Source organism: Pelagibius sp., from assembly GCF_965249265.1.
In the GTDB taxonomy this organism is placed as follows: domain Bacteria; phylum Pseudomonadota; class Alphaproteobacteria; order Kiloniellales; family Kiloniellaceae; genus Pelagibius.
Genome location: NZ_OZ252224.1, coordinates 3,335,496 through 3,360,539 on the forward strand (window position 1 = coordinate 3,335,496; position 25,044 = coordinate 3,360,539).

A 25,044-nucleotide genomic window follows, 5' to 3' on the forward strand; every position below is an offset into this window, starting at 1 on the left:
CCTATTCGGCCAAGAGGCTTTTGGCGCGCAGGTTCACTTCTTCGATGCTCATACCGACCGTCAGCGCGTCGTTGAAGAAAAGCCTGAAGACGGCCTGGCCGAGCGGCGTCAGGCTTGGCCCCAACGCTTCGTCGTTGCCGACCAGCCCGGTCAGTTCCGGCCCCAGGGTCACCCCACCCAGTGCCCAGACCGTCGCGAGGATGAAAGAGGCTTCGCGGGCCAGGGGCGGCTCGTCGTCGGCCAGCAAGACGATGCTGCGGCGCCCCGGCAGCTCGGCGAAGGAAAACATGAACGGCAGGGTGCCGAGTTCGAAACGCGCCAACATGCCCAGATCGAACTTTTCCGCAAAAGCGATCTGCGCCAGGTCCGGGCGCGAACCGATGGCAATCACCAGATCCGCTTCCGGGGCCATGCCCGCGGCGTCCTGCTCCGGCGCGGGCGAGGCGCCGGTTTCGATCAATGAAACTGGCTGGCCCGTCGCTTCCGAGAAGATCGCCATGACCCGCTCAAGCGAAGACGTCAGGCTCGCGGCATCCTCCGCCAGCAAGGCGATCTGCAGCCCGCCGCTGCGCCGCCAGAAAGCGTCCGCCGGCAGCCCAAAGAGCTGCGCGCGCATCTCGCCGCGGTCCACCAGTTTCACAAAGGCACTGTGTACGGTCTCGGCATCGACCGCCTCTGAACCACTACTGTCCTGGGCAAGGCTGGAGAGCGGTAGCAAACAAGCCATCGCCATCACCCATGCGAGAACAAGCCTCATTCAGCAACCTCCTCGGGCACCTCTGCGCCATCCTGTAACAGCTTCCAGGTAATGCCGTCATGCAGGGCATTAAAGGAGGCATCGATCACGTTGGTCGAAACCCCGATGGTGTTCCAGCGCCTGCCTTGGGAATCCGCGCTCTCGATCATCACCCGGGTAACCGCCCGCGTGCCGGCCTGGGGCGTCAGGATACGCACCTTGTAATCAACCAGCCGCATGTCCTGAAGTTGCGGATAGAGCGGCACCAGGGCCTTGCGCAAGGCGGTGTCCAGAGCGTTCACGGGACCGTTGCCGTCGGCAACCTCCATCTTGGCCTTGCCCGCCACCTCCAGCGTCACCGTCGCCTCAGACTCGGTCACCAGTTCGCCGCGGGCGTTCCAGCGGCGGTCATCCATGATGCGAAAGCGGGCCAGCGAGAAGTAGCTCGGCACCTCGCCGCGCGCGCGCCTGGCCAGCAGTTCGAAAGAGGCCTCGGCGCCGTCGTAAGCAAAGCCCTCGAATTCCCGCGTCTTTACCTCGTCGACCAGCCTGTTGATGGCGCGATCATCACCGTCCAGGGCAATGCCGATCTCGGAGAGGCGGGCGAGGATGTTGGAACGGCCCGCCTGATCGGAGACCACGATATGGCGTTGATTGCCGACCTTGGCGGGGTCGATGTGCTCGTAGGTGCGCGGGTCCTTGGCGACGGCGGAGACATGCAGCCCGCCCTTGTGGGCGAAGGCCGACTCGCCGACATAAGCCGCGTTGCGCTGCGGCTGCTGATTCAAACGGTCGTCCAGGAGCCGCGACACATGGGTCAACTGTTTCACCGCCGCTTCGTCCAGGCCGACATCGTAGTCCGTTTTCAGAACCAGCGAGGCGATTAGGGAAATCAGATTGGCATTACCGCAGCGTTCGCCCAGCCCGTTGATGGTGCCTTGAACCTGGCGCGCACCGGCGCGGATCGCCGCCAGCGAGTTGGCCACCGCATTCTCGGTATCGTTGTGGCAGTGAATGCCCACATGGCTGCCCGGGATTTTTTTGCAGACCGCCGCAACGATACGCTCCACTTCGTCCGGCAGGGTCCCGCCGTTGGTGTCGCAGAGCACCACCCAGCGCGCGCCCGCCTTGTGGGCTGCCTCGATACACTCCATCGCATAAGCCGGGTTGGCGCGGTAGCCGTCGAAGAAATGCTCGGCGTCGAACATCACCTCGTCCTTGCGGGTCAGGGCATGGGCCACAGAGTCCGCGATCATCGCCACGTTCTCCGAGCGCTCGATACCCAGGGCCACGTCGACGTGAAAGTCCCAGGCCTTGCCGACCATGCAGATGGCATCCGCGGAGGAGTTCAGCAAGCCGGAGAGGCCGGGGTCGTTTTCCGGGCTGCGGCCCGGCCGCCGGGTCATGCCGAAAGCCACGAAGCGGCTGTTCTCGAAGCCCGGCGGTTCGGCGAAAAAAGCATCGTCGGTCGGATTAGCGCCGGGCCAGCCGCCCTCGACGTAATCCACCCCCAGGCGGTCGAGCGCCGAGGCGATGGCCAGCTTGTCCGATACCGAAAAATCGACGCCCTGGCTCTGCGCCCCGTCACGCAGAGTGGAATCGAAGAGATAGACCCGCTTATCCTCGGCCATGCCGCTTTCCCGCCCGTTGGAGGGCGCTATTCACCACAGGCAGGACGTTACGTCAACTTGGGGCCCCTGAAATGCCGGCCATGGCGGCCTCTCCCGCCACATCCTGACAATCCTGGTAGGCAGGGATCAAGACGCGACGCCGTCCTCCGCCTCGGCGCCGTCGCGGGCCGTCTCGCGGGCGAAACTGCGGCCCTCAGCCACCAGCCAGTCACGGAAGGCGGCAACCTTGGGCTTGCGGGCGGCGGCCTTGGTGGTCAGCACGAAATAGGCCATGGAGCCCTCGATCGAGCGGTCGAACAGCCGCACCAGCCGCCCTGCCCGCAGGTCATCGTCGGCCAGTGTCGCCCAGGTCAGCGCCACGCCCTGACCGTGGATCGCCGCCTGAATCAGCATGTAGCTGTTAGGAAAGCTGGGCCCCTGGCCGGGATCGACCCCCGGCACGCCGAGAATACCGAGCCAGACTTCCCAGTTCGCCATGGAGTTCACCTCCATCCGGGTGGACTCGCTGTGCAGCAGGGTATGGTTTTCGAGATCCGAGGGCCGGCGCAGCGGCAGGCCCTTGGTCAGCAGGTCCGGGCTGCAGACGGCAAAAACCGTCTCGTGCATGATCACCGTGGCGTCGAGACCGGGAAACGGCCCCTGGCCGAAGCGGATCGCCATATCGATGGTGCCGGCCTCCGCCTCCACGTCGATGCGCAGGCCGCTGGGCTTGATCCGGACGTCGATGTCAGGATGCAGGGCATGGAAGCGCCCGAGCCTGGGGATCAGCCACTTCACCGCCAGGGAGGGACTGGCCGAGACTGTCAGGATGCCGCCGTCGCCGGGCTGCTGAAGCTCTTCGACCTTGTCGAAAAGGCGGCGAAAGACGCTATGGGCGGTCTCCGCCAGCGCCTCGCCCTTCTCGGTCAGGCTGAGGCCGCGGGCGCCTCTGTGGAAGAGCGCAAAACCCAGATTGGCCTCCAACTGCTTGATCTGCTGGCTCACCGCCCCCTGGGTCACGTGAAGCTCTGCCGCCGCCTTGGTGAAACTGAGGTGGCGGGCGGCGACTTCAAAGGTACGCAGGGCGGCCAGCGGCGGCGGCGCCATCGGCTTCTCCGGGATTAGTGTTTCATTAGGTCAGCTTATCCAACCCATTAACAATCGTCGTTTGTGAATTCTTATCGATTACCCGATATTTCTGGGCAGAAGAGAATTGTGCTGTCAAGCCTCCCAGCCACCCAAGCCAATCAGGTGTTCTAATGACGACCCTTTCGAAAGGGGCCCAGCCCGGGGCCCCCGCAAGCATCCCCTACCTGCCGGGCCGTTCACCCTACAGCCAAGCCGACCTCGGGCGGCCGGATGTCCGCTGGCGCCATGGCCGCGGGCTGCTGCTTCAGGCCCTGATCAGCGGATTTTTCATGCTGGCCAGGCCGCTGATTGCGTGGCAGCGGCGGGTTCAGGACAATGACCGGCTGCGCGACATGCCGGACTACCTGCTGCGTGACATCGGGCTGGACCGGAGTCACCTGGACATCGACTGAAGTCCGCCCGAACCGAAACCCACAAGCCCGGGACCGCTGATCCTCTCAGCATTCCCACCTTGTAAACGTTCTTACCCTGCAAACTGCGGCGGCGGGCCGTTCCCCCCGAATACCGGCCCGCCGCCGAATTTTTTCTCCCGAACACGAAGCCCGCAGGTCAGTCTTCATCCTTGAAGGGATCCGGGTCGCCGGGATCTCTCAGCTTGGCGATTTCCGCAGCCACCCTTGGTGCATCGGCAATGCCGAAGAATCCCTCGATCTGATAGCTGCCGCCGGCCGAGCGCCGCCACCAGCCCAGCTTACGCTCCAGAAAGATCACATTGCCCCGCCCGCCCTCGTCAGCCATGGCACGCGGCTCGTCGAGCTCCGCCGGCGCAAAGGAGCGTTCAAGGCGAAACGGCCAGAAAGACAGGATCATCACCCGCCGGTCGGTAACGGCATAGACCATGCTGCGGGCCGCATGCCGGGCAATGTTCGGCGCCACGACCAGCACGATGCAGTAGAGGCCGGCGGCGGCCAGGAAACCGAACAACAGGGCGTTTTCGGTGCTCGACCGCCAGTCCGGCACATAGCCGTACCAATGCAGCCCCGCGATCACCGCCAGCCCCAGCACCCCGCGGATCACCTGCGGAAACTTGGTGCGGGCATAGGCATGGAGGCCCGGCCGGTCGGCCCAGATCAGCGTTTCGCCCGGCGCCAGCGCCTGGCGTGCGATCTCAAGCGGATCACCCGACATGGTGAAGCCGATCGGCAGCCAGAACCCTAATCATGCGCCACCATGACCGGCACCTTGGCGAGGTGCAGGACCTTGCGGGAGACCGAACCCAGCAGCAGTTCGGCGTACTCACCGAGGCCACGGCGGCCGACGACGATCAGATCGGCACCGGCCCGGCCCGCCTCCTCAAGGATTTCGTCCGCGGGATCGCCATGGCCGACGCGGCGCTCCACCGTCACGCCCGCCGGCACTTCGGCCAGAACCTGGGCTGAGGAGAGGATGCGGTCGAAAACCTCGGCGCGGCTGAGGTCCTCGGCATTGGCGAGATCGGCCAGAGGCCCCTTGAGCGGGCGGTGGCCGTCGACCGCCATCAAAATCAGGGTCGCCCCGTAGGTCTTGGCCAGGTCGCCGGCGCAGCGGACCGCCTTGCCGGCATGGCCGGAGCCATCGACCGCAACCAGAATGGTCTTGAACATCGCCCTTTCTCCTTCCCCTTTCGAAATCCTGCTTTGCGGTTTCGCGCCTTTCGGCGGCGCACAGCTTAGCCGCCCCGGTCTGCACGTCCAACGGCCATGCCCCCGACAATGCAAAAAAGCGCCACAAAATGGCCGCATCGGGCGATGAACCTCCAGCATCAAGCGAACGACTTATGGAAAGCCTGGAAGTAGGGAGACATGACCAAGAAAGCCTCTTCGGCCCTTCTGCTCGCCCTTGCCATCGCCTTGGCGTTGCCGAGGACCGGCGACGCAGAAACCGCCGCGCCTGTCAGCCTCGGCTTCGCCGAACGGCTCAACGATGCCGCTTTGGCGCGCACAGAGGCCTTCGTGCTTTACGACCCCGCCTATGTGCGGATTGCCTATCCCGGCGGCGACGTCGCCGAGAATCGCGGTGTCTGTTCCGATGTTGTGATCCGAGCCTATCGCGCGCTCGGCGTCGATCTGCAAAAGCTGGTGCACGAGGACATGCGCGCGAACTTTGCCGCCTACCCCAAACATTGGGGCCTGACGCGGCCGGACAGCAACATCGACCACCGCCGCGTGCCGAACCTGGAAACCTTCCTGCGGCGCCAGGGGACGGCCCTGCCCCCGAGCGACGATCCCGCGGATTACAAACCGGGTGATGTCGTGGCCTGGAACCTGCGCGGCCCCGGCGGTTTCCTGCCGCACATCGGCATCGTCACCGACCGGATCGCGCCTTCCGGCCTTCCCAGGATCGTTCACAACATCGGCGCGGGGCCGCAGCTTGAAGACGTGCTGTTTTCCTGGCCCATGACCGGCCATTACCGCTACCTGCCGGAGGGTGTTGCGGAACCCGCCGCAGAGAGCGCCTTAATCGCTGAACCGGGGCGCTGACGACGACGACACAGAGGTGACAATAAGGGGGTCCCCATGCCGAACAACATTTTCATCCTCGCCACCGGGCTCTGCCTGGCCATCGGCATCGCCGTGAGCGGCTGGTTCGTCGGCGAGGGCTTTTTGGAGGGCCGCAAGGCCGACCGCTATGTCACGGTAAAAGGTGTCGCCGAGCAGGAAGCCAAGGCCGACCTCGCAGTCTGGGCGCTGCGCTTTGTCGCCACCGGCGACGACCTGACAGCCGTGCAGCAGAAGATCGCCGCGGACAGTGCGGTGGTGCGGGACTTCCTGATCAACAGCGACTTCAAAGCCGAAGAGATCGAGAACCGGGATCTTCAGGTTGTCGACCGCCTGGCACAGCAGTATCGCCAGGGCGAGGTCGACAGCCGCTTCATCATCGCCCAGACCGTCGCTCTGCGGACAGCCGATGTGGACCGGGTTGCGGACACCTTCAAGCGCATCGGCGAACTGGTCGCCACCGGGCTGGTCCTCTCCGACGAAAACCAATGGGCCGCGGGACCGACCTACATCTTCACAGGCCTCAATGATTTGAAACCGGCGATGATCGCCGAGGCGACCAAGAATGCCCGCGCCGGCGCCGAACAGTTTGCCGCCGATTCCGGCAGCACTGTCGGCGGTATCCGCCGCGCCAATCAGGGTGTTTTCGTGATCCGGCCGCGCGACCAGATCCCCGGCGCCAACGAGGCCAAACAGATCTACAAGACGGTCCGGGTGGTCTCCACAATCGAGTTCAGCCTTCAGGACTAAGGCGGCTCAGTCCACGAAGGCCCAGGTGTCTGCACCATCGAAGTGACGGATGCGCAGATCGGCGATATCGGCTGGCTCTGCCATGGCGCAGTTCACCGCCATGCGGGCCTCCGGCCCCGGGGTGAGGTTTTCCCAGTGGGTCGTGCAGCCGCAGGTCTTGCAGCTATGAAAGGCGAGCAGTTTATCGCCCCAGATGTAGCGGATTGTCGCACCTTCACTGAAATTCAGCGTGATACGCCCGGTCTCGGCATAAGCCCAAAGCGCACCGGCGCGCCGGCAAAATGAGCAGTTGCAGCGGTTCAGCCAATCCGGCCGGTCCGGATAGACGAAGCTGACCGCGCCGCAGTGGCAGGCTCCTCGAATCATGACGATCTCCGTTTCGCCTGATTTTCGCTGATTGCCAGCAATATCCAACATCGCCGCGCGACTCCAGGGTTAACGGTGCATTTTGGTTAATCAGATTGCGGCTTTTCCTGTGGAAAAACCGGGTCAAGGCGCGTAAAACCGGCGGTCCGAGAGTTTCTGAGGAATGAAGAGGTCCGCCATGGCCACGACCTGGACGCCTGAGTCCTGGCGCAACAAGCCGATCCGGCAGGTGCCGGATTATGCCGATAAAGCCGCGCTGGAGCGTGTCGAGCAGCAGCTTGCCGCCTACCCGCCGCTGGTTTTTGCCGGGGAAGCGCGGCGCCTGCGCCAACAACTCGGCGAAGTGGCCGAAGGCCGTGCCTTTCTTCTCCAGGGTGGCGACTGCGCGGAAAGCTTCGCCGAGTTCCATCCCAACAACATCCGCGACACCTTCCGCGTCATGCTGCAGATGGCAGTGGTGCTGACCTTCGGTGCCGGCTGCCCGATCGTGAAGGTCGGCCGCCTCGCCGGCCAGTTCGCCAAGCCGCGTTCCGCCCCGACCGAGGTGATCGACGGCGTTGAGCTGCCGAGCTATCGCGGCGACATCATCAATGGCATCGATTTCGACGCGGACGAGCGGGTCCCCGATCCGGAACGTCTTGTGCGCGCCTACAACCAGGCGGCGGCGACCCTCAACCTGCTGCGCGCCTTCGCCCAGGGCGGTTTCGCCGACCTGCACAAGGTGCATCAGTGGAACCTGGAGTTCGTTTCCGACGGCGCACCGGCCCAGCGTTATGAGGAACTGGCCGGCCGCATCGACGAGGCCCTCGCCTTCATGCGCGCCTGCGGCATCGCGCCGGAGACAGTGCCGAAACTGCGCGAAACCGATTTCTATACCAGCCACGAGGCCCTGCTGCTGTGGTACGAACAGGCACTGACCCGGGTCGATAGCCTGACCGGCCAGTGGTACGACTGTTCGGCCCACATGGTCTGGATCGGCGACCGCACCCGGCATCCGGACGAAGCCCATGTCGAGTTCATGCGCGGCATCCAGAACCCCATCGGCATGAAGTGCGGCCCGACGACGGACCCGGACGAATTGATCCGCCTGATCGATACCCTGAACCCGGAGAACGAGGCCGGACGCCTGACCCTGATCGCCCGTATGGGCCATGACAAGGTCGGCGACCATCTTCCGGCCCTGATCCGCGCCGTCCAGCGCGAAGGCAAGCAGGTCGTCTGGTCCTGCGATCCCATGCACGGCAACACGGTCAAATCCTCCAGCGGCTACAAGACCCGGCCCTTCGACCGCATCCTGGCGGAGGTGAAGAACTTCTTCGCCGTGCATCGGGCCGAGGGCAGCTACGCCGGCGGTGTCCATTTCGAGATGACCGGCCAGGACGTGACCGAGTGCATCGGTGGCGCCCAGGCGATCAGCGACGAGCGCCTCGGCGACCGCTATCACACGCATTGCGATCCGCGCCTCAACGCCAAGCAGTCGCTGGAACTGGCCTTCCTGATCTCGGAAGCCCTGAAGGACGAACGTGTCGCCCGCCAAAACGGGAACGGCCGCAGCGGCGGTGACAAGGTAGCGGCGATTTTCTAGGGTTTTCGGGCCTTCCCGATACCTTTTGGCCTGCTTCGCGTCAGGCGCATGGCAGCCCGCAGCTCAGGGGTGCTGGCCCTGGCCAGCCCGCTGGGCTAGGCTTTCCAGGACAAGCAATCGCTTGAGGGAGTTGGGTAATGCCGGAAGGTCCCAGCCGCAACAGTATTCCTGATTCGCCGACACGGATCGATCGCTGGCCGATGGATGAGGCCGACATCGCCGCCTGGACCGATGTCTATTTCAAACGCACCCGCAAGGCGGTGGAGCGGTTCGGCGACATCACCGTCACCTACGCCGTCTTCATGCGCCGTCCGGTCATCTCGGCGCCGCGCTTGGCGATCGACTGGCTGCACCAGATCGCCGAGCGCCGAAACACCCGTTTCGAGATCGACCTGCGCTACCCCGAGGGCAAGTGGGTCGGCGCCGGCGAACCGCTGTTCTACGTAACCGGCCAGATGCTGCACCTGGCCGACCTGGAAACCCTGCTGCTGCAAAAGCTGGGGCCGACCTGCGTCGCCGCCTACAACGCCTATACCATGTGCGCGGAGCTGCCCAAGGCGGCATTCCTGGCGATGGACGCCCGGCACTGCGCCGGTGCGGAGATGGCCGAGGCGATGGCCTATGCCGCCTCGGTTGGCTCGGAGCGGGCCCGCCGCAAGGCCGGGGCCGTCGGCTTCATCGGCAATGCGACAGACGCGACCGCCCACTATTTCGGCCAGGACCGCGGCATGGGCACCATGCCCCATGCCTTCATCGGCTATGCCGGCAGCACACTGCGGGCGGCGGAGATGTACGACGAGACCTTTCCCGACGAACCGATGACGGTGCTGGTCGACTACTTCGCGCGGGAGGTGACCGACGCCCTCACCTGTTGCCGCCGCTTTCCCGGACGCGCCGCAGACGGCAGCCTCGCGATCCGCATCGACACGCCGGGCGGCCGCTTCATCGAAGGGCTCGACCCGCCCGGATCCTACGCCGTGGTCGAACGCAACGTCCCCGGCGTGCTGCGCGGCTACCGTACCGATGACGAACTGCGCTATCTGGTCGGCGCGGGTGTCTCCGCCGCAGCCATCTGGCGTATGCGGGAGAGCCTGGACAACGAGGGCTTCGACAAGGTGAAGATCGTCGCCTCCTCCGGCTTCAGTCCCGCCAAATGCCGCCTGATGGCGGAGGCCAAGGCGCCGGTCGACGTGATCGGCACCGGCTCCTACTTGCCCGGTAAGTGGTCGGAGACCTACGCCACGGCAGATATCGTCGAGTACGACGGTGTTTCGCGGGTGAAGGTCGGCCGCGAGTTCCTGTTGCGAAAATAGGCCGCCTCACCCATAAACCGCCCGTAACGGCAAGCTTCGCCGGGCAGGGTCCGATCCGCCACCATCTTTACAGAAGAACCATGCAAGACAGCCGCATCGCCGAAGTGATCGACAACTTCTCCTTCCTGGACGATTGGGACGAGCGCTTTCGCTATCTCATCGACCTCGGGCGCAAGCTGCCCCCCATGGACGAGGCCCTGAAGACCGAGGAGACCAAGGTCCGCGGCTGCACCAGCCAGGTCTGGATCATCGACGAAGTGCTACCCGGAACGCCGCCACGGCTGCAGTTCCGCGCCGACAGCGACGCCCACATCGTCAAGGGACTGATCGCCGTTCTGCTGTCGATCTACGACAACCGGAGCCCGGAGGAGATCCTGGCCGTCGACATCAAGAACGCCATCGGCGAACTGGGATTGGCCGAACACCTCAGCCCCAACCGGGCCAACGGCCTGTTTTCCATGGTCGAACGCATTCGCCAGCTTGCCCTGCAAGAGGTTGGGCCGGAAAGCGGCCAGAGTCCGGAGGGCCTTGTCGCTGAGGCGTCGCGGGAGTAAGTATCGCTTATGGCCGACCGACTGAAAATCGCCCTGGCGCAGATCAACCCGACGATGGGCGACATTGCGGGGAATCTTGAGCGCCTGCGCGCGGCCCGCAAGGAAGCCGCCGCCAAAGGCGCTGATCTGGTGGTCGCTTCCGAGATGGTGATCACCGGCTATCCGACCGAGGACCTGGTGCTGAAGCCGATGTTTCTCGATGCCGCTGAAGACGCCATTGCCGAACTGGCCAAGGACACGGCGGACGGCGGGCCAGGTATGATCGTCGGCGGCCCTTCCCGACCGGATCCGGAAGCCAGGCCGCCGCTCTTCGGCAAGGTCTTCAACTCTGCCTATGTTCTGGATGCCGGCGAAATCGTCACGCTGCGCTCCAAGTACGACCTGCCCAACTACGGCGTGTTCGACGAGAAACGGGTTTTCGGCGCCGGCCCCCTGCCCGGCCCGGTAAACTACCGCGGCGTGCGCCTGGGATTGATGGTCTGCGAGGACATGTGGACGTCGGAGGTAAGCGAGTGCCTGGAAGAATCCGGGGCCGAGATCCTGATGGTGATCAACGGCTCGCCCTACGAGGCGAACAAGACCGAAGAGCGTATCCAGCTCGCGGTCAGCCGGGTCAGCGAAACCGGCCTGCCGATCATCTACGTGAATCAAGTCGGCGGCCAGGATGAACTCGTTTTCGACGGCGCCTCCTTCGCCCTGAACAGCGACAACTCCATGCCCATCCATCTGCCGGCCTTCGCCGAAGCGGTGGCGGTCAGCGATTGGCAGCGCGGTGACGAGGGATGGCGTTGTGAAGAAGGTTTGCGCGAAGCCCCCGACAGCAGCCTGGACGGCGGACCCGATGCGGGCATGGAGCCGGTCTATCGGGCTTTGATGCTGGGACTGCGCGACTACGTGCAAAAGAACCGTTTTCCCGGGATCATTCTCGGTCTGTCCGGCGGCATAGACTCCGCCCTTTCGGCGGCAATCGCTGTCGATGCCCTGGGCCCGGAGCGGGTGCACTGCGTTATGATGCCCTCGCCCTACACCAGTCAGGAAAGCCTGGACGACGCCGCCGAGGCCGCCGACCTGATGGGGATCAAACTGGACTCGGTCTCCATCGAGCCGGCCATGCAGGCCTTCGGCGAGATGCTGACGCCGATGCTGAACGGCTTCGCGGCCGCCAACGGGGCCGGCGACACAACGGAAGAAAACATTCAGGCCCGCTCGCGCGGCCTGACCCTGATGGCGATCTCCAACAAGCTCGGCTACATGGTGCTTTCGACGGGCAACAAGTCAGAGGTCTCGGTCGGCTATGCCACGCTCTACGGCGACATGGTCGGCGGCTACAACGTGTTGAAGGACGTCTACAAGACCTTGGTCTTTTCGTTATCGCGCTGGCGCAACCAGGTGCTGCCGCCGGACGCTCTCGGCCCGGCCGGCCGGGTGATCCCGGAGCGGATCATCACCAAGCCGCCCTCGGCGGAGCTGAAGCCCGACCAGAAGGACGAGGACAGCCTGCCGCCCTACGACGTGCTGGACGAGATCCTGAAAGCGCTGATCGAGGACGAGGCGAGCATCGACGGTATCGTCGCGCGCGGCCACGACCGCGACCTGGTGAACCGCATCTGGCGGATGCTGGAACTCGCGGAATACAAACGCCGCCAAGCCTGCCCGGGGGTGAAGATCACCCGCCGCGCCTTCGGCCGCGACCGCCGCTATCCGATCACCAACGCCTTCAAGGGCCCGGCCTGAGCCAGGCCCCCAAAAGCTTTTACCCTCAGAGCTTTCTGACCTCGCCGAGGAATAGGCCGACACGCTGCTTGAGCTCGTCGGCCTGTCTGTTCAGTTCGCCGGCAGCCGAAAGGACCTGACCGGCGGCATTGCCGGTTTCGGAAGAGGCGCTGGAGACGCCGCCGATGTTGCCGGTTACCTCCTGGGTGGCGGCCTGCTGCTCTTCGACGGCGGCGGAAATCGCGGTCGTGACTTCGCTGATTTCGCCGATGGTTCCGGTGATCACCTTGATGGCGCCGACAGCCCCATCGGTCGAAGTCTGGATCTGCGCGACCTGTGCGGCGATGTCCTCCGTCGCCTTCGCGGTTTGATTGGCCAAAGCCTTCACCTCGCTGGCGACCACGGCAAAGCCCTTACCTGCCTCTCCGGCCCGGGCCGCCTCGATGGTGGCGTTCAGGGCCAGGAGATTGGTCTGCTCGGCGATTTCCTGGATCAGATTGACCACGTCGCCGATTTTCTGCGCGCCCTCCGAAAGGCCGTTGACCAGCTCGGTGGAGCGTTTGGCTTCATCGACCGCTTTACCGGCGATGGTCGTGCACTGACTGATCTGCCGCGAGATTTCCTGCGCCGAGGCGGTCAGCTCTTCGGAAGCGGTGGCAACCGAGTTGGCCTGGCTGTTGGTCTCCTCAGCCGTGGCGGTGAGCGATTCGGCGCTGCTTTGCAGTTGGGTCGAAGCCGAAGACACAGTGTCCACCACACCACTGATGTTGGCTTCGAAGTCGTCGGCCAGACGAACCCTGTCCGTCGCGAGCGACCATGTCACCATGGGCCCGATGTAAGCGCCCTCGCCGTCGGCCACGGCGGACATACGCAAGTCCAGCGTGTCCTCGCCGACCTTGATCTTCGCGTTGTGCGGCAACTGAGAAGGGTCCGCCAGAAGGTCGCGCTGCATCTGCGGGTTCTTGTGAAAGACGTCGATGCAGGTTCCCTTCAGTTCGTCGACGGGTACCGGCAGCAAAGACTGCAACGGGCGCAGCGTATCGACGCTGGTCTTGTTCACGTAGGTGATTTCCAGACTGTCCTTGTCGGCCAGCATCACGTTGATCGGCATCTGATCGATCATGTCGATCAGAAGACCCGCTTCCTTTTCCTTGCGCGCCTGCTCGGTGATGATCTTCCAGGAAAGCATGGGCCCGATGTAACGGCCACCGCGTCCCGTGATGGCCGTTACCCGCAGGTCGAGGGTCTCGTCCCCCACCTGGATCCGGGTCTGCCAAGGCAGGTTCGCCGGATCGGAGAGCAAGCGGCGCTGATGCGCCGGTTCTTTGTGAAAGATGTCAACGGACTGGCCGACGATGTGTTCCGCGGGAACGGGGAGAACGGTTTCGATGGAGCGCAGAGCCTCGATGGAGGCTTCGTTGGCGTAGTTGATGGTGAAGTCTCTCAAGTCCAGGGTCATAACCGGAACCGGCAGGCTGTCGACCATCTGTTGCAGGGTGCGGCGGTCAAAGGCGGCAGGGGAACCTCCGGGTAGCTGGAAGGCGGCGCGCATAGCTATCTCCTTTTATTGTGATTGTTTTGATTATTTGAAATAATCAAAATATAATAACTTTGTCCCCTACAACAAAATCGCCGTGATACTGACCGGATAAAGTAAACAAACTGCCGATATTTACTCTCTATTGATGTAAATCAATCATGCAAGACTTACGATCGAGGAGCCCAGGCGCCCTGCATCGGAAGGGGCCGGCCAGGCGTGTTTGCCCCGGCGTGTTGCCGCTGGACCGCCAGACGGACTTCCCACGCACATTCAGTCTTTGTTGGCCGGCGCAGCGGTGATAACAAGGCGCCAAGCCGCCTTTACACCCCGTCTTGCCAGCCTTGAGAAACCGACCGCCTGATGAAAGTTCGTTTTGCCCCCAGCCCGACCGGCCTGCTGCACGTCGGGAATACGCGCCAGGCGCTGATCAACTGGCTCTATGCCCGCGCCAAAGGCGGGCGCTTCGTGCTGCGCATCGACGACACGGATACGGAACGCTCGACGCCCGAGTACGCCGCCGCTATCGAGCGGGACCTGACCTGGCTCGGCCTCACCTGGGACGAAAAGGCGGTGCAGTCGGAACGCCTGGAGCGCTACAGCGCTGCCGCGGAGCGCCTGAAACAGGCCGGGCGGCTCTATGCCTGCTACGAAACCCCGGAGGAACTGGGGCTGAAGCGCAAGGTCGCGCTCAATGCCGGACGCCCGCCGATCTACGACCGCGGCGCCCTCGCCCTCAGCGATGACGAGAAAGCGGCCCTGGAGGCCGAAGGCCGCCGCCCCCACTGGCGCTTCAAGCTGGACCACAGCGAGATCGCCTGGCTCGACCGGGTCCGCGGGCCGGTTTCCTTCCAGGGGGAGAACCTCAGCGACCCGGTGCTGATCCGTGAGGACGGCCGCCCGCTCTACACCCTGACCTCGGTGGTCGACGACATGGAGCTGGAAGTAACCGACATCCTGCGCGGCGAGGACCATGTCGCCAACACGGCGGTGCAGGTGCAACTCTTCGCGGCTTTGGGCGGTACCGTGCCGGCTTTCGGCCATCTCTCCCTGATCGCCGGGGCCGGCGGCGAAACCCTGTCCAAACGCCTCGGCTCCCTCTCCCTCGCCTCTCTGCGCGACGAGGGCCTGGAGGCCATGAGCCTCAACTGCTACCTGGCCCGCCTCGGCACGCCGGACCCGGTAGAGCCGCTGCAGAGCCTGGAAGAACTCGTCTCGGGCTTCGACCTCGCGCGCTTCGGGCGCGCGACACCGAAGTTCGATCCCAAGGATCTCGAACACCTGAACGCCCGGCTGCTGCACGGCACGCCTTACGAGGCTGTAGCCGATCGCCTGCCCGGCGGCTTCGACGCCGCCCTCTGGGAGGCGGTACGCCCCAACCTGACCCGTCTGGCCGAGGCCGAGACCTGGCAGATCATCTGCCGCGGACCGGTGGCGCCGGTGATCGTCGATGCCGACTTCACACGGCAGGCGGCGGAACTGCTGCCGCCCGAGCCCTGGGATGAATCCACCTGGCAGGCCTGGACCGGCGCGGTGAGGGAGGCAACGGGACACAAGGGCAAAGCCCTGTTCCTGCCGCTGCGCCAGGCGCTGACCGGCCTCGACCACGGGCCGGAGTTGAAGGCTCTGCTGCCCCTCATCGGACGCGAAAGGGCCGAGGCGCGGCTGGCCGGCAAGGCGGCCTAGGGTGCGGGCCTGCACCCCAAAAGACCCCCTTGATCCCCCAAGATCTCTTGACCGGGGCGCCGCAAGGCGTAAAGTCCCGGGCATGACGCACCCGGCTCTCCTCCGCATTTGCGCGCGATGTTGCGACTGTCCGGCCTTTACGGCCTGAGGCAGCCCCTTCGCCTGCGGCCCGCGCGACGGGCCCCGCCCCAAGATGACCCGGATGTGAGTTCCCAATGTCCAAAGCCGACCTGCAGCTTCACAACACGCTGACGCGCCGTAAGGAGCGTTTCGAGCCCCTCGACCCGAACAACGTGCGCATGTACGTCTGCGGACCGACGGTCTACGACTTCGCCCATATCGGCAACGCCCGCCCGGTGGTGGTCTTCGACGTCCTGTTCCGCCTGCTGCGCCACATCTATGGCGCCGAGCAGGTGACCTATGCGCGCAACATCACCGATGTCGAAGACAAGATCATCGAGGCCGCCGACAAAAGCGGCGAGCCGATCGAGGCGATCACCACGCGCACGACAAAGGCCTATCAGGACGATATGGCGGCGCTCGGCGCCCTCAACCCCACGGTGCAGCCCCGCGCGACCGAACACATCGGCCAGATGATCGCGATGATGGAGACCCTGGTCGAGAAGGGTCACGCCTATGCCGCTGAGGGCCACGTCCTCTTTGCCGTTGCCTCGATGGCGGACTACGGACAGCTCTCACGCCATAACCGCGACGAGATCATCGCCGGTGCCCGGGTCGAGGTCGCACCCTACAAGAAAGACCCCGCCGACTTCGTTTTGTGGAAGCCCAGCACGCCGGAGCAGCCCGGTTGGGAAAGCCCCTGGGGCCGCGGCCGTCCGGGCTGGCACATCGAGTGCTCGGCCATGGCCGAAAAACATCTCGGCCAGACCTTCGATATTCACGGCGGCGGTCTCGATCTGACCTTTCCGCACCACGAGAACGAGATCGCCCAGAGCCGCTGCGCTCACGGCACCGAACTGATGGCCCGATTCTGGATGCACAACGGCTATGTCGTGGTGAACGGCGAGAAGATGTCCAAGTCTCTCGGCAACTTCTTCACCGTCCGCCAGTTGCTGGACGAGGGTTTGCGCGGCGAGGCGATCCGTCTCGCCCTGCTCTCCGGCCACTACCGCGCCCCCTTGGATATCACCCGCGACAAGATCGCCGAGTGCAAAGGCCAGCTCGACCGCCTCTACGGTGCGTTGCGCGGCGTGAAGGCGAGCGCCGAGCATCCCCCGGCCAAACTGCTCGACGCCCTGGCCGACGACCTCAACACGCCCTTGGCCGTGGCGGCGCTGCATGAGGTGGCGGGCAATCTGAACAAGGCAACCGACGAAGGCGACCGCGCGGCCCTGGCCGGTGCATTGCTGGCCGGCGGCGAACTGCTCGGCCTGCTGTGGGAGGACCCGGAAGCCTGGTTCAAGGGCGACACGGCGGAGGGCGGTCTCTCCGCCGAGGAGATCGAAGCGCTGATCGCCGCCCGCGTCGAAGCCCGCAAGGCCAAGGACTTCGCCGAGTCAGACCGCATCCGCGACGACCTGCAGGCCAAGGGCATCATCCTGGAAGACGGCCCCGCCGGCACCACCTGGAAACGGGGGGATTGAGGCGGCTGTCATCCTTCGAGACGCTTGCTCCGCAAGCTCCTCAGGATGAGGGGACCGAGGTAAGACTCTCACCCTGAGGAGGCGCTTCAGCGCCGTCTCGAAGGGCGAACAGCGACACACTCTGACAACAATAGCCCCTCACCCTCCCGCTCACGCGGGCCCCTCCCTCTCCCACGAAAGGGGAGAGGAAAAACAACGAACCGCAAACGAAAGACCCTCTCCCCTTGTGGGAGAGGGTTGCGCAGCCTTGGTACGATCGCAGATCGAACCTGGGCGAAGCTGGGTGAAGGGGAATGGCTGGTGGCAATGGTCCCGATTAAAACCTCTTGGCGAACAAAACTCCCAACTCTAGACGACTGATTCGCGACCAACCTCCCAGTACTTCAAGCCGGCATCTTCGAACTTCTGCTCGAGCGCTTCCAATCCGTGGTCGGCTCCATAGTTTCGTTCGCATTCGGTGATAGGCAACATCCACGCAACATGAGCGTGAGTATCACCCAAGCTGCAGATCTCGAACTCAGGCCCTAAAGGATAAGGCTTCGAGACCAACCAATAGTCGCAGTAGGAACCGGGCAGCCAAGGCTCCCCAATTGGCAGGGTATGGCCGAAGCCAAGGTCATGCCTTGCATGATAGTGGGTAGTCATCGCCAGAAGCTCGACAATGCGAATACTGTAGTCTTGTGCATGAATGACAAATTCCATCAACCCTGACTGATCATGCCAAAGTCGACTCGCGCCGATTGAGCAGTAGGTCCAAAGACCGATGACGGGCCCCGGCTCTGCGCAAAACACTTCAAAACCAGGAACCACAGCATTGATTGGCCCCTGTTCCCACCGTTCCATCTTTGTCCGGTGGCCACCAAAGTAGTCCTCGTAGTGTTTGAGAATTCTTGCCGTACGGTCTTGTGCTATCACCAGCCCCCGTCCCTACTCCGCCGCCTGCGCTTCCGGTTCGGGCAGCGGTTCGCGCATGGTGACGAATTCCTCCGCCGCCGTGGGGTGGATGCCGACGGTGGCGTCGAAGTGCTGCTTGGTGGCGCCGGCCTTGATGGCGACGGCCATGCCCTGGACGATCTCCGGGGCATCGAGGCCGACCATGTGGACCCCGACCACCTTCTGCCCGGCACGCTCGACGATCAGCTTCATCATGGTCTTTTCGTCGCGGCCGGAGAGCGTGTGCTTCATCGGCTTGAAGGTGGAGCGGTAGAGATCAAGGGCGCCGTAATTCTCCCTTGCCTGAACCTCGGTCAGCCCGACCGTGCAGACCGGCGGATGGCTGAAGACGGCGGAGGGCACGTCGGCGTGATCCATGGCGCGCGGCGTGCCGCGATAGACCGTGTCGACGAAGGCCATGGCCTCCTGGATCGCCACCGGCGTCAGGGCGATGCGGTCGGTGACGTCGCCGACGGCGTAGATGTTGTCCGCCGTGGTGCGCGAATAGGCATCGACCTTGATGGCCCCGCGCGCGTTCAGTTCGACACCTGCAACCTCGAGACCGAGATTCTCCACGTTCGGCTTGCGGCCGGTTGCCGCCATCAGCAGGTCGGTCTCCAGGGTCGAGCCGTCGGAGAGGTGCAGCAGCAGATCCTTCTCCCGCTTCTCGACCCGGTCGATAATGGTCTCGACGATGATGTCGATGCCCTTCTTCACCATCTCCCCGGCCAGGGTGTTGCGCACGTCGTCGTCGAAGCCGCGCAGGATCTGCGGGCCGCGGTACATCTGCGTCACCTTGCTGCCGAGGCCGTTGAAGATGCCGGCGAACTCCACCGCGATATAGCCGCCGCCGGCGATCACCACCCGCTCGGGCAGTTCGGTCAGATGAAAGGCTTCGTTGGAGGAGATGCCGTGCTCCCAGCCCGGCTCCATGGGAAAGGTCGGCGTGCCGCCGGTGGCGATCAGGATCGTCTCGGCGGAGAACACCTCTTCGCCGACCTCGATGCGGTGGGCATCCAGCAGGCGGGCATGGCCCTGGTAGATTTCGACCCCCGCTGTGTTGAGCAGCTTTTTGTAGATGCCTTCCAGCCGGTCGATTTCCTTGTCCTTGTTGGCGATCAACGTGGCCCAGTCGAAACTGGCCGGCGCCACGGTCCAGCCAAAGCCCGCGGCATCCTCGAAGTCCTCGTGAAAATGGCTGGCGTAGGACAGCAGTTTCTTCGGAACGCAGCCGCGGATGACGCAGGTACCGCCGTATCGGTAGGATTCCGCTATGGCAACGCGCGCACCGGTTGCAGCCGCCATACGGGCGCCCCGGACTCCGCCCGATCCGCCACCGATAACGAAAAGGTCATAGTCATATCCGGCCATTTTTTGTCCTTCGAAAGGCCCAGGCATAGGGCTCGGCTTGGTCAGGCGCCAATCTAGGCAGAGCCCCCTGGAGCCGCAAGGCTCGCCGGCCCCGGGGCGGCGCCGGAAGCTACGCTGAATGCTTAGATGCTTAGAATCTCAAAGAGTTGCGCGATTTATCACACCGCGCCAAGATAATGTAACAAAAGCAACAAATGAAACAGTGGGGACACAAAACCACCACACAGGGACGGATATCCGGAGTTGAACCATGTTGTTCCAAAAGCTGATGCAGAAGGTCGTCGAGCAAGGCAACCTGCGCCTGATCGATGCTGCGGGACGGACCTACGACTGCGGCGACGGCAGTGGCCAGCGCTGCACCCTGCGCCTCAATAACCGCAGCCTTGAATACAAGCTCGTTCTCAATCCACCGCTCTATCTGGCCGAGGCCTACATGGACGGCGAGATCACGGTGGAGGAAGGCAACCTGCGCGGCTTCATCGAGATGCTGGCGCGCAACTATCATGTCCTGGAGAACAACAGGCTGGTCTCGCTGGGCTTCGCCCTGGCCCGCCACACCCGGCATCTGAAACAGTACAACCCGATCGGCAAAGCCCAGCAGAACGTCGCCCACCACTACGACCTCTCCGGCGAACTCTACGATCTTTTCCTCGATGCCGACCGCCAGTATTCCTGCGCCTACTTCCGCAACGGTGATGAAAGTCTGGAACAGGCCCAGGCCGACAAGAAGCTGCACCTCGCCGCCAAGCTCTACCTGAACAAGCCGGGCCTGAAGCTGCTCGACATCGGTTCCGGCTGGGGCGGGCTCGGCCTCTACATGGCGCGCACGGGTGACTGCGACGTCACCGGCGTCACCCTCAGCACCGAGCAGCACAAGGTGAGCCAGGCGCGGGCGAAGAAAGCCGGTCTGGACGACCGGGTGAAGTTCCATCTGCGCGACTACCGCGAAGACCAGGACCGCTACGACCGCATTGTCTCTGTCGGCATGTTCGAACATGTCGGCAAAAAGAACTACCGCGAGTTCTTCCAGAAGGTCAGCGACCTGCTGAGCGACGACGGCGTCTTCGTGCTGCATTCGGTCGGACGGGTGAACGATCCGGGCCCGGTGAATCCCTTCATCCGCAAGTACATCTTCCCCGGCACCGACGTGCCGACTCTGGGCGAAGTCCTGCCGGTCATCGAGGACTGCATGCTGACGGTGACCGATGTGGAGGTGCTGCGGCTGCACTACGCGGAAACCCTGCGCCATTGGGAGGAACGCTTCCAGGCCAACCGGGACAAGATCGCCGAACTCTATGACGAGCGCTTCTGCAGGATGTGGGAGGCTTATCTGGTGGGCTGCGAGATGGGCTTCCGCCACCAGGGCCTGATGGTCTTCCAGATTCAGATCACCAAGAGCCCGACCGCCGTGCCGCAGACCCGCGATTACATCTATGAGTGGGAGCACGACCGCGCCGGCGCGGCCAGCCAGGCGGCGGAGTAGGGTCCGAGCGGAACCAAAAGCCCCCTCACCCCGGCCCTCTCCCTTGATGGGCTACGGCATTCACGGAATTGCTTCTCTTTGAGGCGATGATGTGATTCAAGCAATCCAGGTTTTTTGGGGGATCTGGATGGCTGGGTTTGGAGACGTGCGTGTTGCGGGTCGGTCGGAATGGATGATGGACCAGTTGGTGTCGAGCGGCAGTTGCGTATTGCGCAAGGTTGGTGGTGACCGGGCTGGTGAGATGGCGTGCCACCGGTTTTTGTCTTCGCCGCATTCCAGCGTTGCGGCGATCCTGTCCGGCCTTGCGGCCCGGACGGCGGCGGTGTGCGCGGGTCGGCATGTGATCTGCATCCAGGATACGAGCGAGATCAACTTCAAGAACCGCGCGGCCAACCGCCGGGGTTTTGGATGCGGGGCGGATGGCACGAGCCCGGCCTTTTTCCTGCACCCGCTGCTTGCGGTGGACGCCGAGGACGAGGCGGTGCTTGGCCTTGTGGGGGCCGAGATCTGGACCCGGCCGCCGGTCAAGGCGGGCGATCGTCGGCGGCGTGCGCCTTCGGACAAGGAGAGCGGTCGCTGGCTGTCCGGGGCGCGCTGCGCCGGCGAGGGTTTGGCCGGCGCCGCCAGCGTAACCGTGGTGGCCGACCGGGAAAGCGACGTCTACACGCTGTTTGCCGGCAAGCCCGAGGGCGTGGAGCTTGTGGTGCGGGCGCGCCACGACCGTGGCTTGGCGGACGGGGAGAACGAAGCAGACGGGGCGGATGGCCGCCGCCTGTTCGAGGCACTGGCGGCGGAACCTGCGCAAGGCCGGTCTGTCGTGAAGGTCGGCCCGCGTGGGCCGGGCGACAAGGGCCGCGAGGCCACGGTGGAACTGCGGGCACGCCGTGTGCGGATCGTCCGCCCCTCGAGGCTGAAGAAGGCGCATGCCGCAGAGATGGTCGAGATGACCGTCGTCGAAGCGCGCGAGCCCGATCCGCCGGCGGGCAAGGCGGCGCTGCACTGGCGTCTGCTGTCGTCGGCGGACATCGCGCCGCAGCGTGCGGTTCAGCTCTACCGCCTGCGCTGGCGCATCGAGCAGCTGTTCCGAACCTGCAAGAGCGACGGCCTGCGCTTCGACGAAACCCAGATGCACGATGCCGGGCGGCTGATGAAGTTCGCCGCCATGGCGCTCGGCGCCGCGGCCCGCATCATGCAACTGGTCGATGCCCGCGACGGCTCGCGCCGACCGGCGACGGACGCCCTCGACGCCGGCTTTCTGCCCGCACTCCAGGCGATCTCCAAGACGCTCGAAGGCAACACCGAGCGCCAGAAAAATCCGCATCCAGCCGACAGCCTCGCGTTCCTCGCCTGGGTCTGCGCCCGCCTCGGCGGATGGAACTGCTACTACAAACCGCCCGGACCAAAGACCATGAAAACCGGTTGGCAAACCCTCGCAGCACAACTCACCGGATTCGCACTCGCAACAAACATCGAAAATGTGTGAATCCCATAGCCCACCAGGGGAGAGGGAGAAACAAAAAGGGACTCTACAGATCCCTCTCCCCTTCGTGGGAGAGGGAGGGGCCCGCGTAGCGGGAGGGTGAGGGGGAACCGGCAGTGAGAATCGTGCCGGATGGTCCTCTTAGATGAGGGGGAAGCGCTGCGCGCCGCTTACACTCCGCCCATGCAGAGGTATTTGGTCTCCAGGAACTCCTCGATACCGTACTTGGAGCCCTCGCGGCCGATGCCGGATTCCTTGACCCCACCGAAGGGCGCCACTTCGGTTGAGATGAGGCCCGTGTTGATGCCGACCATGCCGCTTTCCAGGGCTTCGCCGACGCGCCAGACGCGGCCCAGGTCGCGGGCGTAGAAATAGGCTGCCAGCCCGAACTCCGTATCGTTGGCGAGCGCGATGCCCTCCTCCTCCGTCTTGAAGCGGAACAGCGGTGCGACCGGGCCGAAGGTTTCTTCCCGCGTCACCTTCATGTCGGTCGTGACCTCGGTCAGCACGGTCGGCTGGTAAAAAGTGCCGCCGCGCTCGTGCCGGGCGCCGCCGAGCACCACCTTGGCGCCCTTCCCGGCCGCATCGGCGACGTGCTCCTCGACCTTCTCCAAAGCCGCGGTGTCGATCAGCGGGCCCTGGCCAACACCCTCTTCCTGGCCCGGACCGACCTTCAACTGCTTCACGGCTTCGGTCAGCTTGGCGGCGAAAGCGTCATAGACGCCTTCCTGCACAAAGATGCGGTTGGCGCAGACGCAGGTCTGGCCGGTATTGCGGAACTTGGAGATCATCGCCCCCTCGACCGCCGCATCCAGATCGGCATCGTCGAAGACGATAAAGGGCGCGTTGCCGCCCAGCTCCATGGAGACTTTCTTCACCGTCGAGGCGCACTGCTGCATCAGCAGTTTGCCGACCTCGGTCGAACCGGTGAAGGAGAGCTTGCGCACGATCGGGCTGGACGTCATCTCACCGCCGATCTCTTTGGCCGAACCGGTGACGATGTTGACGATGCCGGCTGGAATACCGGCGCGTTCAGCCAGCTCCGCCAGTGCCAGTGCCGAATAGGGGGTCTGCGCCGCCGGCTTGATCACCACCGGGCAGCCCGCCGCCAGGGCCGGCGCGCATTTACGGGTGATCATGGCATTGGGGAAGTTCCACGGCGTGATCGCCGCGACGACGCCGACCGACTGTTTGATCACGACGATGCGCTTGTCGGCCTGATGCTGCGGAATCGTGTCGCCATAGACGCGCTTGGCCTCCTCGGCGAACCACTCGATGAAACTGGCCCCATAGACCACCTCGCCCCGGGATTCCGCCAAGGGCTTGCCCTGCTCCAGGGTCATGAGTTGGGCCAGGTCCTCCTGGTTCTCCAGGATCAGATCGAACCACTTTCTGAGGATGGCACCGCGTTCCTTGGCCAGGAGACCGCTCCAGGCCGGCCAGGCCTTCTCCGCCGCCTCGATGGCCCGGCGGGTCTCGGCCGCCCCCATCTTGGGCACGGTCCCGAGCACGTCGCCGTTGGCGGGGTTGGTTACTTCGATCGCCGCGCCGCTATCGGCATCGGCCCACTGGCCGTCGATATAGCACTGCTCCCGGAACAGGCTGGGGTCGGAAAGCCGCGGCGCGGCGGCGCCAAGGGGTTGGGTCTGCGCGGTCATCTTGGGGAGTCCTCCTGTCGACCGGGGTGTCGTCCCCGGCATTGTCAGATCTTGAGGCGGAGTATAGACCTGTCAGAGGAAAGGACAATTGCCGGACACGCAGGGCAGATTTGCCCGGCGGTCCCGGGAAACCCGCCCCCGGCGGTCCGTGGAAGAATGACAGAGACCAAAGCGTTTCCCGCCAGAGCGGAGAGAATGAGACCATGAAGCACAGAGAACCAGGACAGTCTGAGTCGGAACCCAAGAGGCCCCGGTTTCCGGCGCCGATGGGCCAGCCTGTCCGCGCCGGCCTGTCCGCCGGCCTGGCGGTGCTGCTGCTCTCGGCCCTGCCGGCGCAGGCTTCCGAGCGCTGCCACAAGGAAGTCGTCGACTATCTCGAAGAGCTGCCGCTGGCAGAAGGCGAGGTAAAGAGCCTTCGCATCATCGAGCGAACCAACATCTCCGACGATTTCGGCCCCGATATCTTTGGCGTCGATGCCTGGATCAGGTTGAATTCCTGTAGCGGCTACCTGGTCATCAACATGACCAAAGGCTGCTTCGTCAAACAGGCCTACACCCGCGGGGATTGCAGCGTCCAGGGCTTGTCAAACTACTGAGTTCCCCTTAAATCCAAGGTCTCCGCCGGCAACTTCCTGCGATCTCCGTCATCCGTCGCAAAGCCACTACCGCCGATCAACGAGGCTTCCGTATGCTCCGCCGACTTTTGGTCATTGCGTTCGTCTGCTTCCTGCCGGGCGCTGCAGCGTCGCCGGCCCTCGCCCAGACTTTTCCAAACTGCGCCGAGTGGGCCGAAGCCGAGATACGGAGCCTGCCGTTTGACCCCGAAGAGCGGATCGTCTCCCTGCGCTACGAGCGGATCGTCAATCGCGGGGACCAGGGGCCGGAGTTGCTGGGCGTACGGGCCTGGGTCCGGCTGAAGTCCTGCAGCGGCTACCTGGTGATCGACATGACCCGGTCCTGCTTCGTCCGCCAGAGTTACACCCGGGGTAACTGCGCCGTTGAGGGTGTGACCCGCTACTAAGGCTCCGCCGCGGGACAC

The 25,044-nt window shown here is 64.3% G+C and carries 23 protein-coding genes; 13 read left to right on the forward strand and 10 right to left on the reverse strand.

Going from position 1 to position 25,044, the window contains the following annotated elements:
- Position 1 precedes the first annotated feature (1 nt).
- The 3 genes from ACP146_RS15915 to gcvA form a co-directional block, all read right to left on the reverse strand.
- Positions 2 to 757 carry a hypothetical protein gene (locus ACP146_RS15915; protein WP_422367733.1) on the reverse strand — a complete coding sequence of 252 codons (756 nt, stop codon included), beginning with the start codon at positions 755 to 757 and terminating at the stop codon, positions 2 to 4.
- Positions 754 to 2,367, reverse strand: a complete 1,614-nt coding sequence (gene cimA / locus ACP146_RS15920) for a citramalate synthase (protein ID WP_422367734.1) — start codon at positions 2,365 to 2,367, stop codon at positions 754 to 756. Before cimA ends, ACP146_RS15915 begins: the two co-directional genes overlap by 4 nt.
- 126 nt (positions 2,368 to 2,493) lie before the next feature.
- On the reverse strand, positions 2,494 to 3,453 hold the full coding sequence (gene gcvA, locus ACP146_RS15925) for a transcriptional regulator GcvA (protein WP_422367735.1): 960 nt from the start codon (positions 3,451 to 3,453) through the stop codon (positions 2,494 to 2,496).
- Between the two features lie 152 nt (positions 3,454 to 3,605).
- On the opposite strand from gcvA, the gene ACP146_RS15930 reads away from it, so the two are divergent.
- Entirely contained in the window at positions 3,606 to 3,887 is a 282-nt protein-coding gene (locus ACP146_RS15930; protein WP_422367736.1) for a hypothetical protein, read from the forward strand.
- Between the two features lie 157 nt (positions 3,888 to 4,044).
- Here the strand turns inward: ACP146_RS15930 and ACP146_RS15935 are convergent, their stop codons facing one another.
- Positions 4,045 to 4,623, reverse strand: coding sequence for a hypothetical protein (locus ACP146_RS15935; RefSeq protein ID WP_422367737.1), 579 nt, complete (start codon positions 4,621 to 4,623; stop codon positions 4,045 to 4,047).
- A gap of 26 nt (positions 4,624 to 4,649) precedes the next feature.
- The gene (locus tag ACP146_RS15940) at positions 4,650 to 5,078 is read right to left on the reverse strand and encodes a universal stress protein (RefSeq protein WP_422367738.1); all 429 of its coding nucleotides are present in this window, start codon (positions 5,076 to 5,078) and stop codon (positions 4,650 to 4,652) included.
- Positions 5,079 to 5,276: 198 nt separating this feature from the next.
- Between ACP146_RS15940 and ACP146_RS15945 the strand changes: the two genes are divergently transcribed.
- Both ACP146_RS15945 and ACP146_RS15950 read left to right on the forward strand, forming a co-directional pair.
- Positions 5,277 to 5,954: a DUF1287 domain-containing protein gene (locus tag ACP146_RS15945; protein ID WP_422367739.1), complete on the forward strand. Its 678-nt coding sequence runs from the start codon at positions 5,277 to 5,279 to the stop codon at positions 5,952 to 5,954.
- 36 nt (positions 5,955 to 5,990) lie between these two features.
- The gene (locus tag ACP146_RS15950) at positions 5,991 to 6,722 is read left to right on the forward strand and encodes an SIMPL domain-containing protein (RefSeq protein ID WP_422367740.1); all 732 of its coding nucleotides are present in this window, start codon (positions 5,991 to 5,993) and stop codon (positions 6,720 to 6,722) included.
- Between the two features lie 6 nt (positions 6,723 to 6,728).
- Here the strand turns inward: ACP146_RS15950 and ACP146_RS15955 are convergent, their stop codons facing one another.
- Entirely contained in the window at positions 6,729 to 7,088 is a 360-nt protein-coding gene (locus ACP146_RS15955; protein ID WP_422367741.1) for a GFA family protein, read from the reverse strand.
- Between the two features lie 178 nt (positions 7,089 to 7,266).
- Between ACP146_RS15955 and ACP146_RS15960 the strand changes: the two genes are divergently transcribed.
- From ACP146_RS15960 to ACP146_RS15975, 4 genes are all read left to right on the forward strand, one after another.
- The gene (locus tag ACP146_RS15960; protein ID WP_422367742.1) at positions 7,267 to 8,673 is read left to right on the forward strand and encodes a class II 3-deoxy-7-phosphoheptulonate synthase; all 1,407 of its coding nucleotides are present in this window, start codon (positions 7,267 to 7,269) and stop codon (positions 8,671 to 8,673) included.
- A 200-nt stretch (positions 8,674 to 8,873) separates the two neighbouring features.
- Positions 8,874 to 9,986: a nicotinate phosphoribosyltransferase gene (locus ACP146_RS15965; RefSeq protein WP_422369662.1), complete on the forward strand. Its 1,113-nt coding sequence runs from the start codon at positions 8,874 to 8,876 to the stop codon at positions 9,984 to 9,986.
- Between the two features lie 80 nt (positions 9,987 to 10,066).
- Positions 10,067 to 10,540, forward strand: coding sequence for a SufE family protein (locus ACP146_RS15970; RefSeq protein WP_422367743.1), 474 nt, complete (start codon positions 10,067 to 10,069; stop codon positions 10,538 to 10,540).
- A 9-nt stretch (positions 10,541 to 10,549) separates the two neighbouring features.
- Positions 10,550 to 12,274 carry an NAD+ synthase gene (locus ACP146_RS15975; RefSeq protein ID WP_422367744.1) on the forward strand — a complete coding sequence of 575 codons (1,725 nt, stop codon included), beginning with the start codon at positions 10,550 to 10,552 and terminating at the stop codon, positions 12,272 to 12,274.
- A gap of 25 nt (positions 12,275 to 12,299) precedes the next feature.
- Here the strand turns inward: ACP146_RS15975 and ACP146_RS15980 are convergent, their stop codons facing one another.
- Positions 12,300 to 13,805: a methyl-accepting chemotaxis protein gene (locus ACP146_RS15980; RefSeq protein WP_422367745.1), complete on the reverse strand. Its 1,506-nt coding sequence runs from the start codon at positions 13,803 to 13,805 to the stop codon at positions 12,300 to 12,302.
- Between the two features lie 348 nt (positions 13,806 to 14,153).
- Here ACP146_RS15980 and gltX point away from each other — a divergent pair, with 348 nt between their 5' ends.
- Together gltX and cysS are read left to right on the forward strand one after the other, a co-directional pair.
- A complete protein-coding gene (gene gltX, locus ACP146_RS15985; protein ID WP_422367746.1) occupies positions 14,154 to 15,476 on the forward strand; it encodes a glutamate--tRNA ligase in 1,323 nt (440 codons plus the stop codon).
- A 215-nt stretch (positions 15,477 to 15,691) separates the two neighbouring features.
- Entirely contained in the window at positions 15,692 to 17,080 is a 1,389-nt protein-coding gene (cysS, locus tag ACP146_RS15990) for a cysteine--tRNA ligase (RefSeq protein WP_422367747.1), read from the forward strand.
- A 348-nt stretch (positions 17,081 to 17,428) separates the two neighbouring features.
- Here the strand turns inward: cysS and ACP146_RS15995 are convergent, their stop codons facing one another.
- Positions 17,429 to 17,995: a suppressor of fused domain protein gene (locus ACP146_RS15995; protein WP_422367748.1), complete on the reverse strand. Its 567-nt coding sequence runs from the start codon at positions 17,993 to 17,995 to the stop codon at positions 17,429 to 17,431.
- Positions 17,996 to 18,007: 12 nt separating this feature from the next.
- Complete coding sequence (gene gor, locus ACP146_RS16000; RefSeq protein ID WP_422367749.1) at positions 18,008 to 19,384, reverse strand: glutathione-disulfide reductase; 1,377 nt, start codon at positions 19,382 to 19,384, stop codon at positions 18,008 to 18,010.
- A 250-nt stretch (positions 19,385 to 19,634) separates the two neighbouring features.
- On the opposite strand from gor, the gene ACP146_RS16005 reads away from it, so the two are divergent.
- Together ACP146_RS16005 and ACP146_RS16010 are read left to right on the forward strand one after the other, a co-directional pair.
- Positions 19,635 to 20,867 carry a class I SAM-dependent methyltransferase gene (locus ACP146_RS16005; RefSeq protein ID WP_422367750.1) on the forward strand — a complete coding sequence of 411 codons (1,233 nt, stop codon included), beginning with the start codon at positions 19,635 to 19,637 and terminating at the stop codon, positions 20,865 to 20,867.
- Between the two features lie 127 nt (positions 20,868 to 20,994).
- Positions 20,995 to 22,350, forward strand: coding sequence for an IS4 family transposase (locus ACP146_RS16010; RefSeq protein WP_422364713.1), 1,356 nt, complete (start codon positions 20,995 to 20,997; stop codon positions 22,348 to 22,350).
- A 167-nt stretch (positions 22,351 to 22,517) separates the two neighbouring features.
- Here the strand turns inward: ACP146_RS16010 and gabD are convergent, their stop codons facing one another.
- On the reverse strand, positions 22,518 to 24,005 hold the full coding sequence (gabD, locus tag ACP146_RS16015; protein ID WP_422367751.1) for an NADP-dependent succinate-semialdehyde dehydrogenase: 1,488 nt from the start codon (positions 24,003 to 24,005) through the stop codon (positions 22,518 to 22,520).
- Between the two features lie 266 nt (positions 24,006 to 24,271).
- On the opposite strand from gabD, the gene ACP146_RS16020 reads away from it, so the two are divergent.
- Both ACP146_RS16020 and ACP146_RS16025 read left to right on the forward strand, forming a co-directional pair.
- Positions 24,272 to 24,601, forward strand: coding sequence for a hypothetical protein (locus ACP146_RS16020; RefSeq protein ID WP_422367752.1), 330 nt, complete (start codon positions 24,272 to 24,274; stop codon positions 24,599 to 24,601).
- A gap of 92 nt (positions 24,602 to 24,693) precedes the next feature.
- A complete protein-coding gene (locus ACP146_RS16025; protein WP_422367753.1) occupies positions 24,694 to 25,026 on the forward strand; it encodes a hypothetical protein in 333 nt (110 codons plus the stop codon).
- Positions 25,027 to 25,044: the final 18 nt, after the last annotated feature.

Bases quoted from the DNA above. Each gene is read 5' to 3' on its own strand.
- ACP146_RS15915 (WP_422367733.1), bottom strand. From the start codon at position 757: ATGAGGCTTGTTCTCGCATGGGTGATGGCGATGGCTTGTTTGCTACCG.
- cimA (WP_422367734.1), bottom strand. From the start codon at position 2,367: ATGGCCGAGGATAAGCGGGTCTATCTCTTCGATTCCACTCTGCGTGAC.
- gcvA (WP_422367735.1), bottom strand. From the start codon at position 3,453: ATGGCGCCGCCGCCGCTGGCCGCCCTGCGTACCTTTGAAGTCGCCGCC.
- ACP146_RS15930 (WP_422367736.1), top strand. From the start codon at position 3,606: ATGACGACCCTTTCGAAAGGGGCCCAGCCCGGGGCCCCCGCAAGCATC.
- ACP146_RS15935 (WP_422367737.1), bottom strand. From the start codon at position 4,623: ATGTCGGGTGATCCGCTTGAGATCGCACGCCAGGCGCTGGCGCCGGGC.
- ACP146_RS15940 (WP_422367738.1), bottom strand. From the start codon at position 5,078: ATGTTCAAGACCATTCTGGTTGCGGTCGATGGCTCCGGCCATGCCGGC.
- ACP146_RS15945 (WP_422367739.1), top strand. From the start codon at position 5,277: ATGACCAAGAAAGCCTCTTCGGCCCTTCTGCTCGCCCTTGCCATCGCC.
- ACP146_RS15950 (WP_422367740.1), top strand. From the start codon at position 5,991: ATGCCGAACAACATTTTCATCCTCGCCACCGGGCTCTGCCTGGCCATC.
- ACP146_RS15955 (WP_422367741.1), bottom strand. From the start codon at position 7,088: ATGATTCGAGGAGCCTGCCACTGCGGCGCGGTCAGCTTCGTCTATCCG.
- ACP146_RS15960 (WP_422367742.1), top strand. From the start codon at position 7,267: ATGGCCACGACCTGGACGCCTGAGTCCTGGCGCAACAAGCCGATCCGG.
- ACP146_RS15965 (WP_422369662.1), top strand. From the start codon at position 8,874: ATGGATGAGGCCGACATCGCCGCCTGGACCGATGTCTATTTCAAACGC.
- ACP146_RS15970 (WP_422367743.1), top strand. From the start codon at position 10,067: ATGCAAGACAGCCGCATCGCCGAAGTGATCGACAACTTCTCCTTCCTG.
- ACP146_RS15975 (WP_422367744.1), top strand. From the start codon at position 10,550: ATGGCCGACCGACTGAAAATCGCCCTGGCGCAGATCAACCCGACGATG.
- ACP146_RS15980 (WP_422367745.1), bottom strand. From the start codon at position 13,805: ATGCGCGCCGCCTTCCAGCTACCCGGAGGTTCCCCTGCCGCCTTTGAC.
- gltX (WP_422367746.1), top strand. From the start codon at position 14,154: ATGAAAGTTCGTTTTGCCCCCAGCCCGACCGGCCTGCTGCACGTCGGG.
- cysS (WP_422367747.1), top strand. From the start codon at position 15,692: ATGTCCAAAGCCGACCTGCAGCTTCACAACACGCTGACGCGCCGTAAG.
- gor (WP_422367749.1), bottom strand. From the start codon at position 19,384: ATGGCCGGATATGACTATGACCTTTTCGTTATCGGTGGCGGATCGGGC.
- ACP146_RS16005 (WP_422367750.1), top strand. From the start codon at position 19,635: ATGTTGTTCCAAAAGCTGATGCAGAAGGTCGTCGAGCAAGGCAACCTG.
- ACP146_RS16010 (WP_422364713.1), top strand. From the start codon at position 20,995: ATGGCTGGGTTTGGAGACGTGCGTGTTGCGGGTCGGTCGGAATGGATG.
- gabD (WP_422367751.1), bottom strand. From the start codon at position 24,005: ATGACCGCGCAGACCCAACCCCTTGGCGCCGCCGCGCCGCGGCTTTCC.
- ACP146_RS16020 (WP_422367752.1), top strand. From the start codon at position 24,272: ATGGGCCAGCCTGTCCGCGCCGGCCTGTCCGCCGGCCTGGCGGTGCTG.
- ACP146_RS16025 (WP_422367753.1), top strand. From the start codon at position 24,694: ATGCTCCGCCGACTTTTGGTCATTGCGTTCGTCTGCTTCCTGCCGGGC.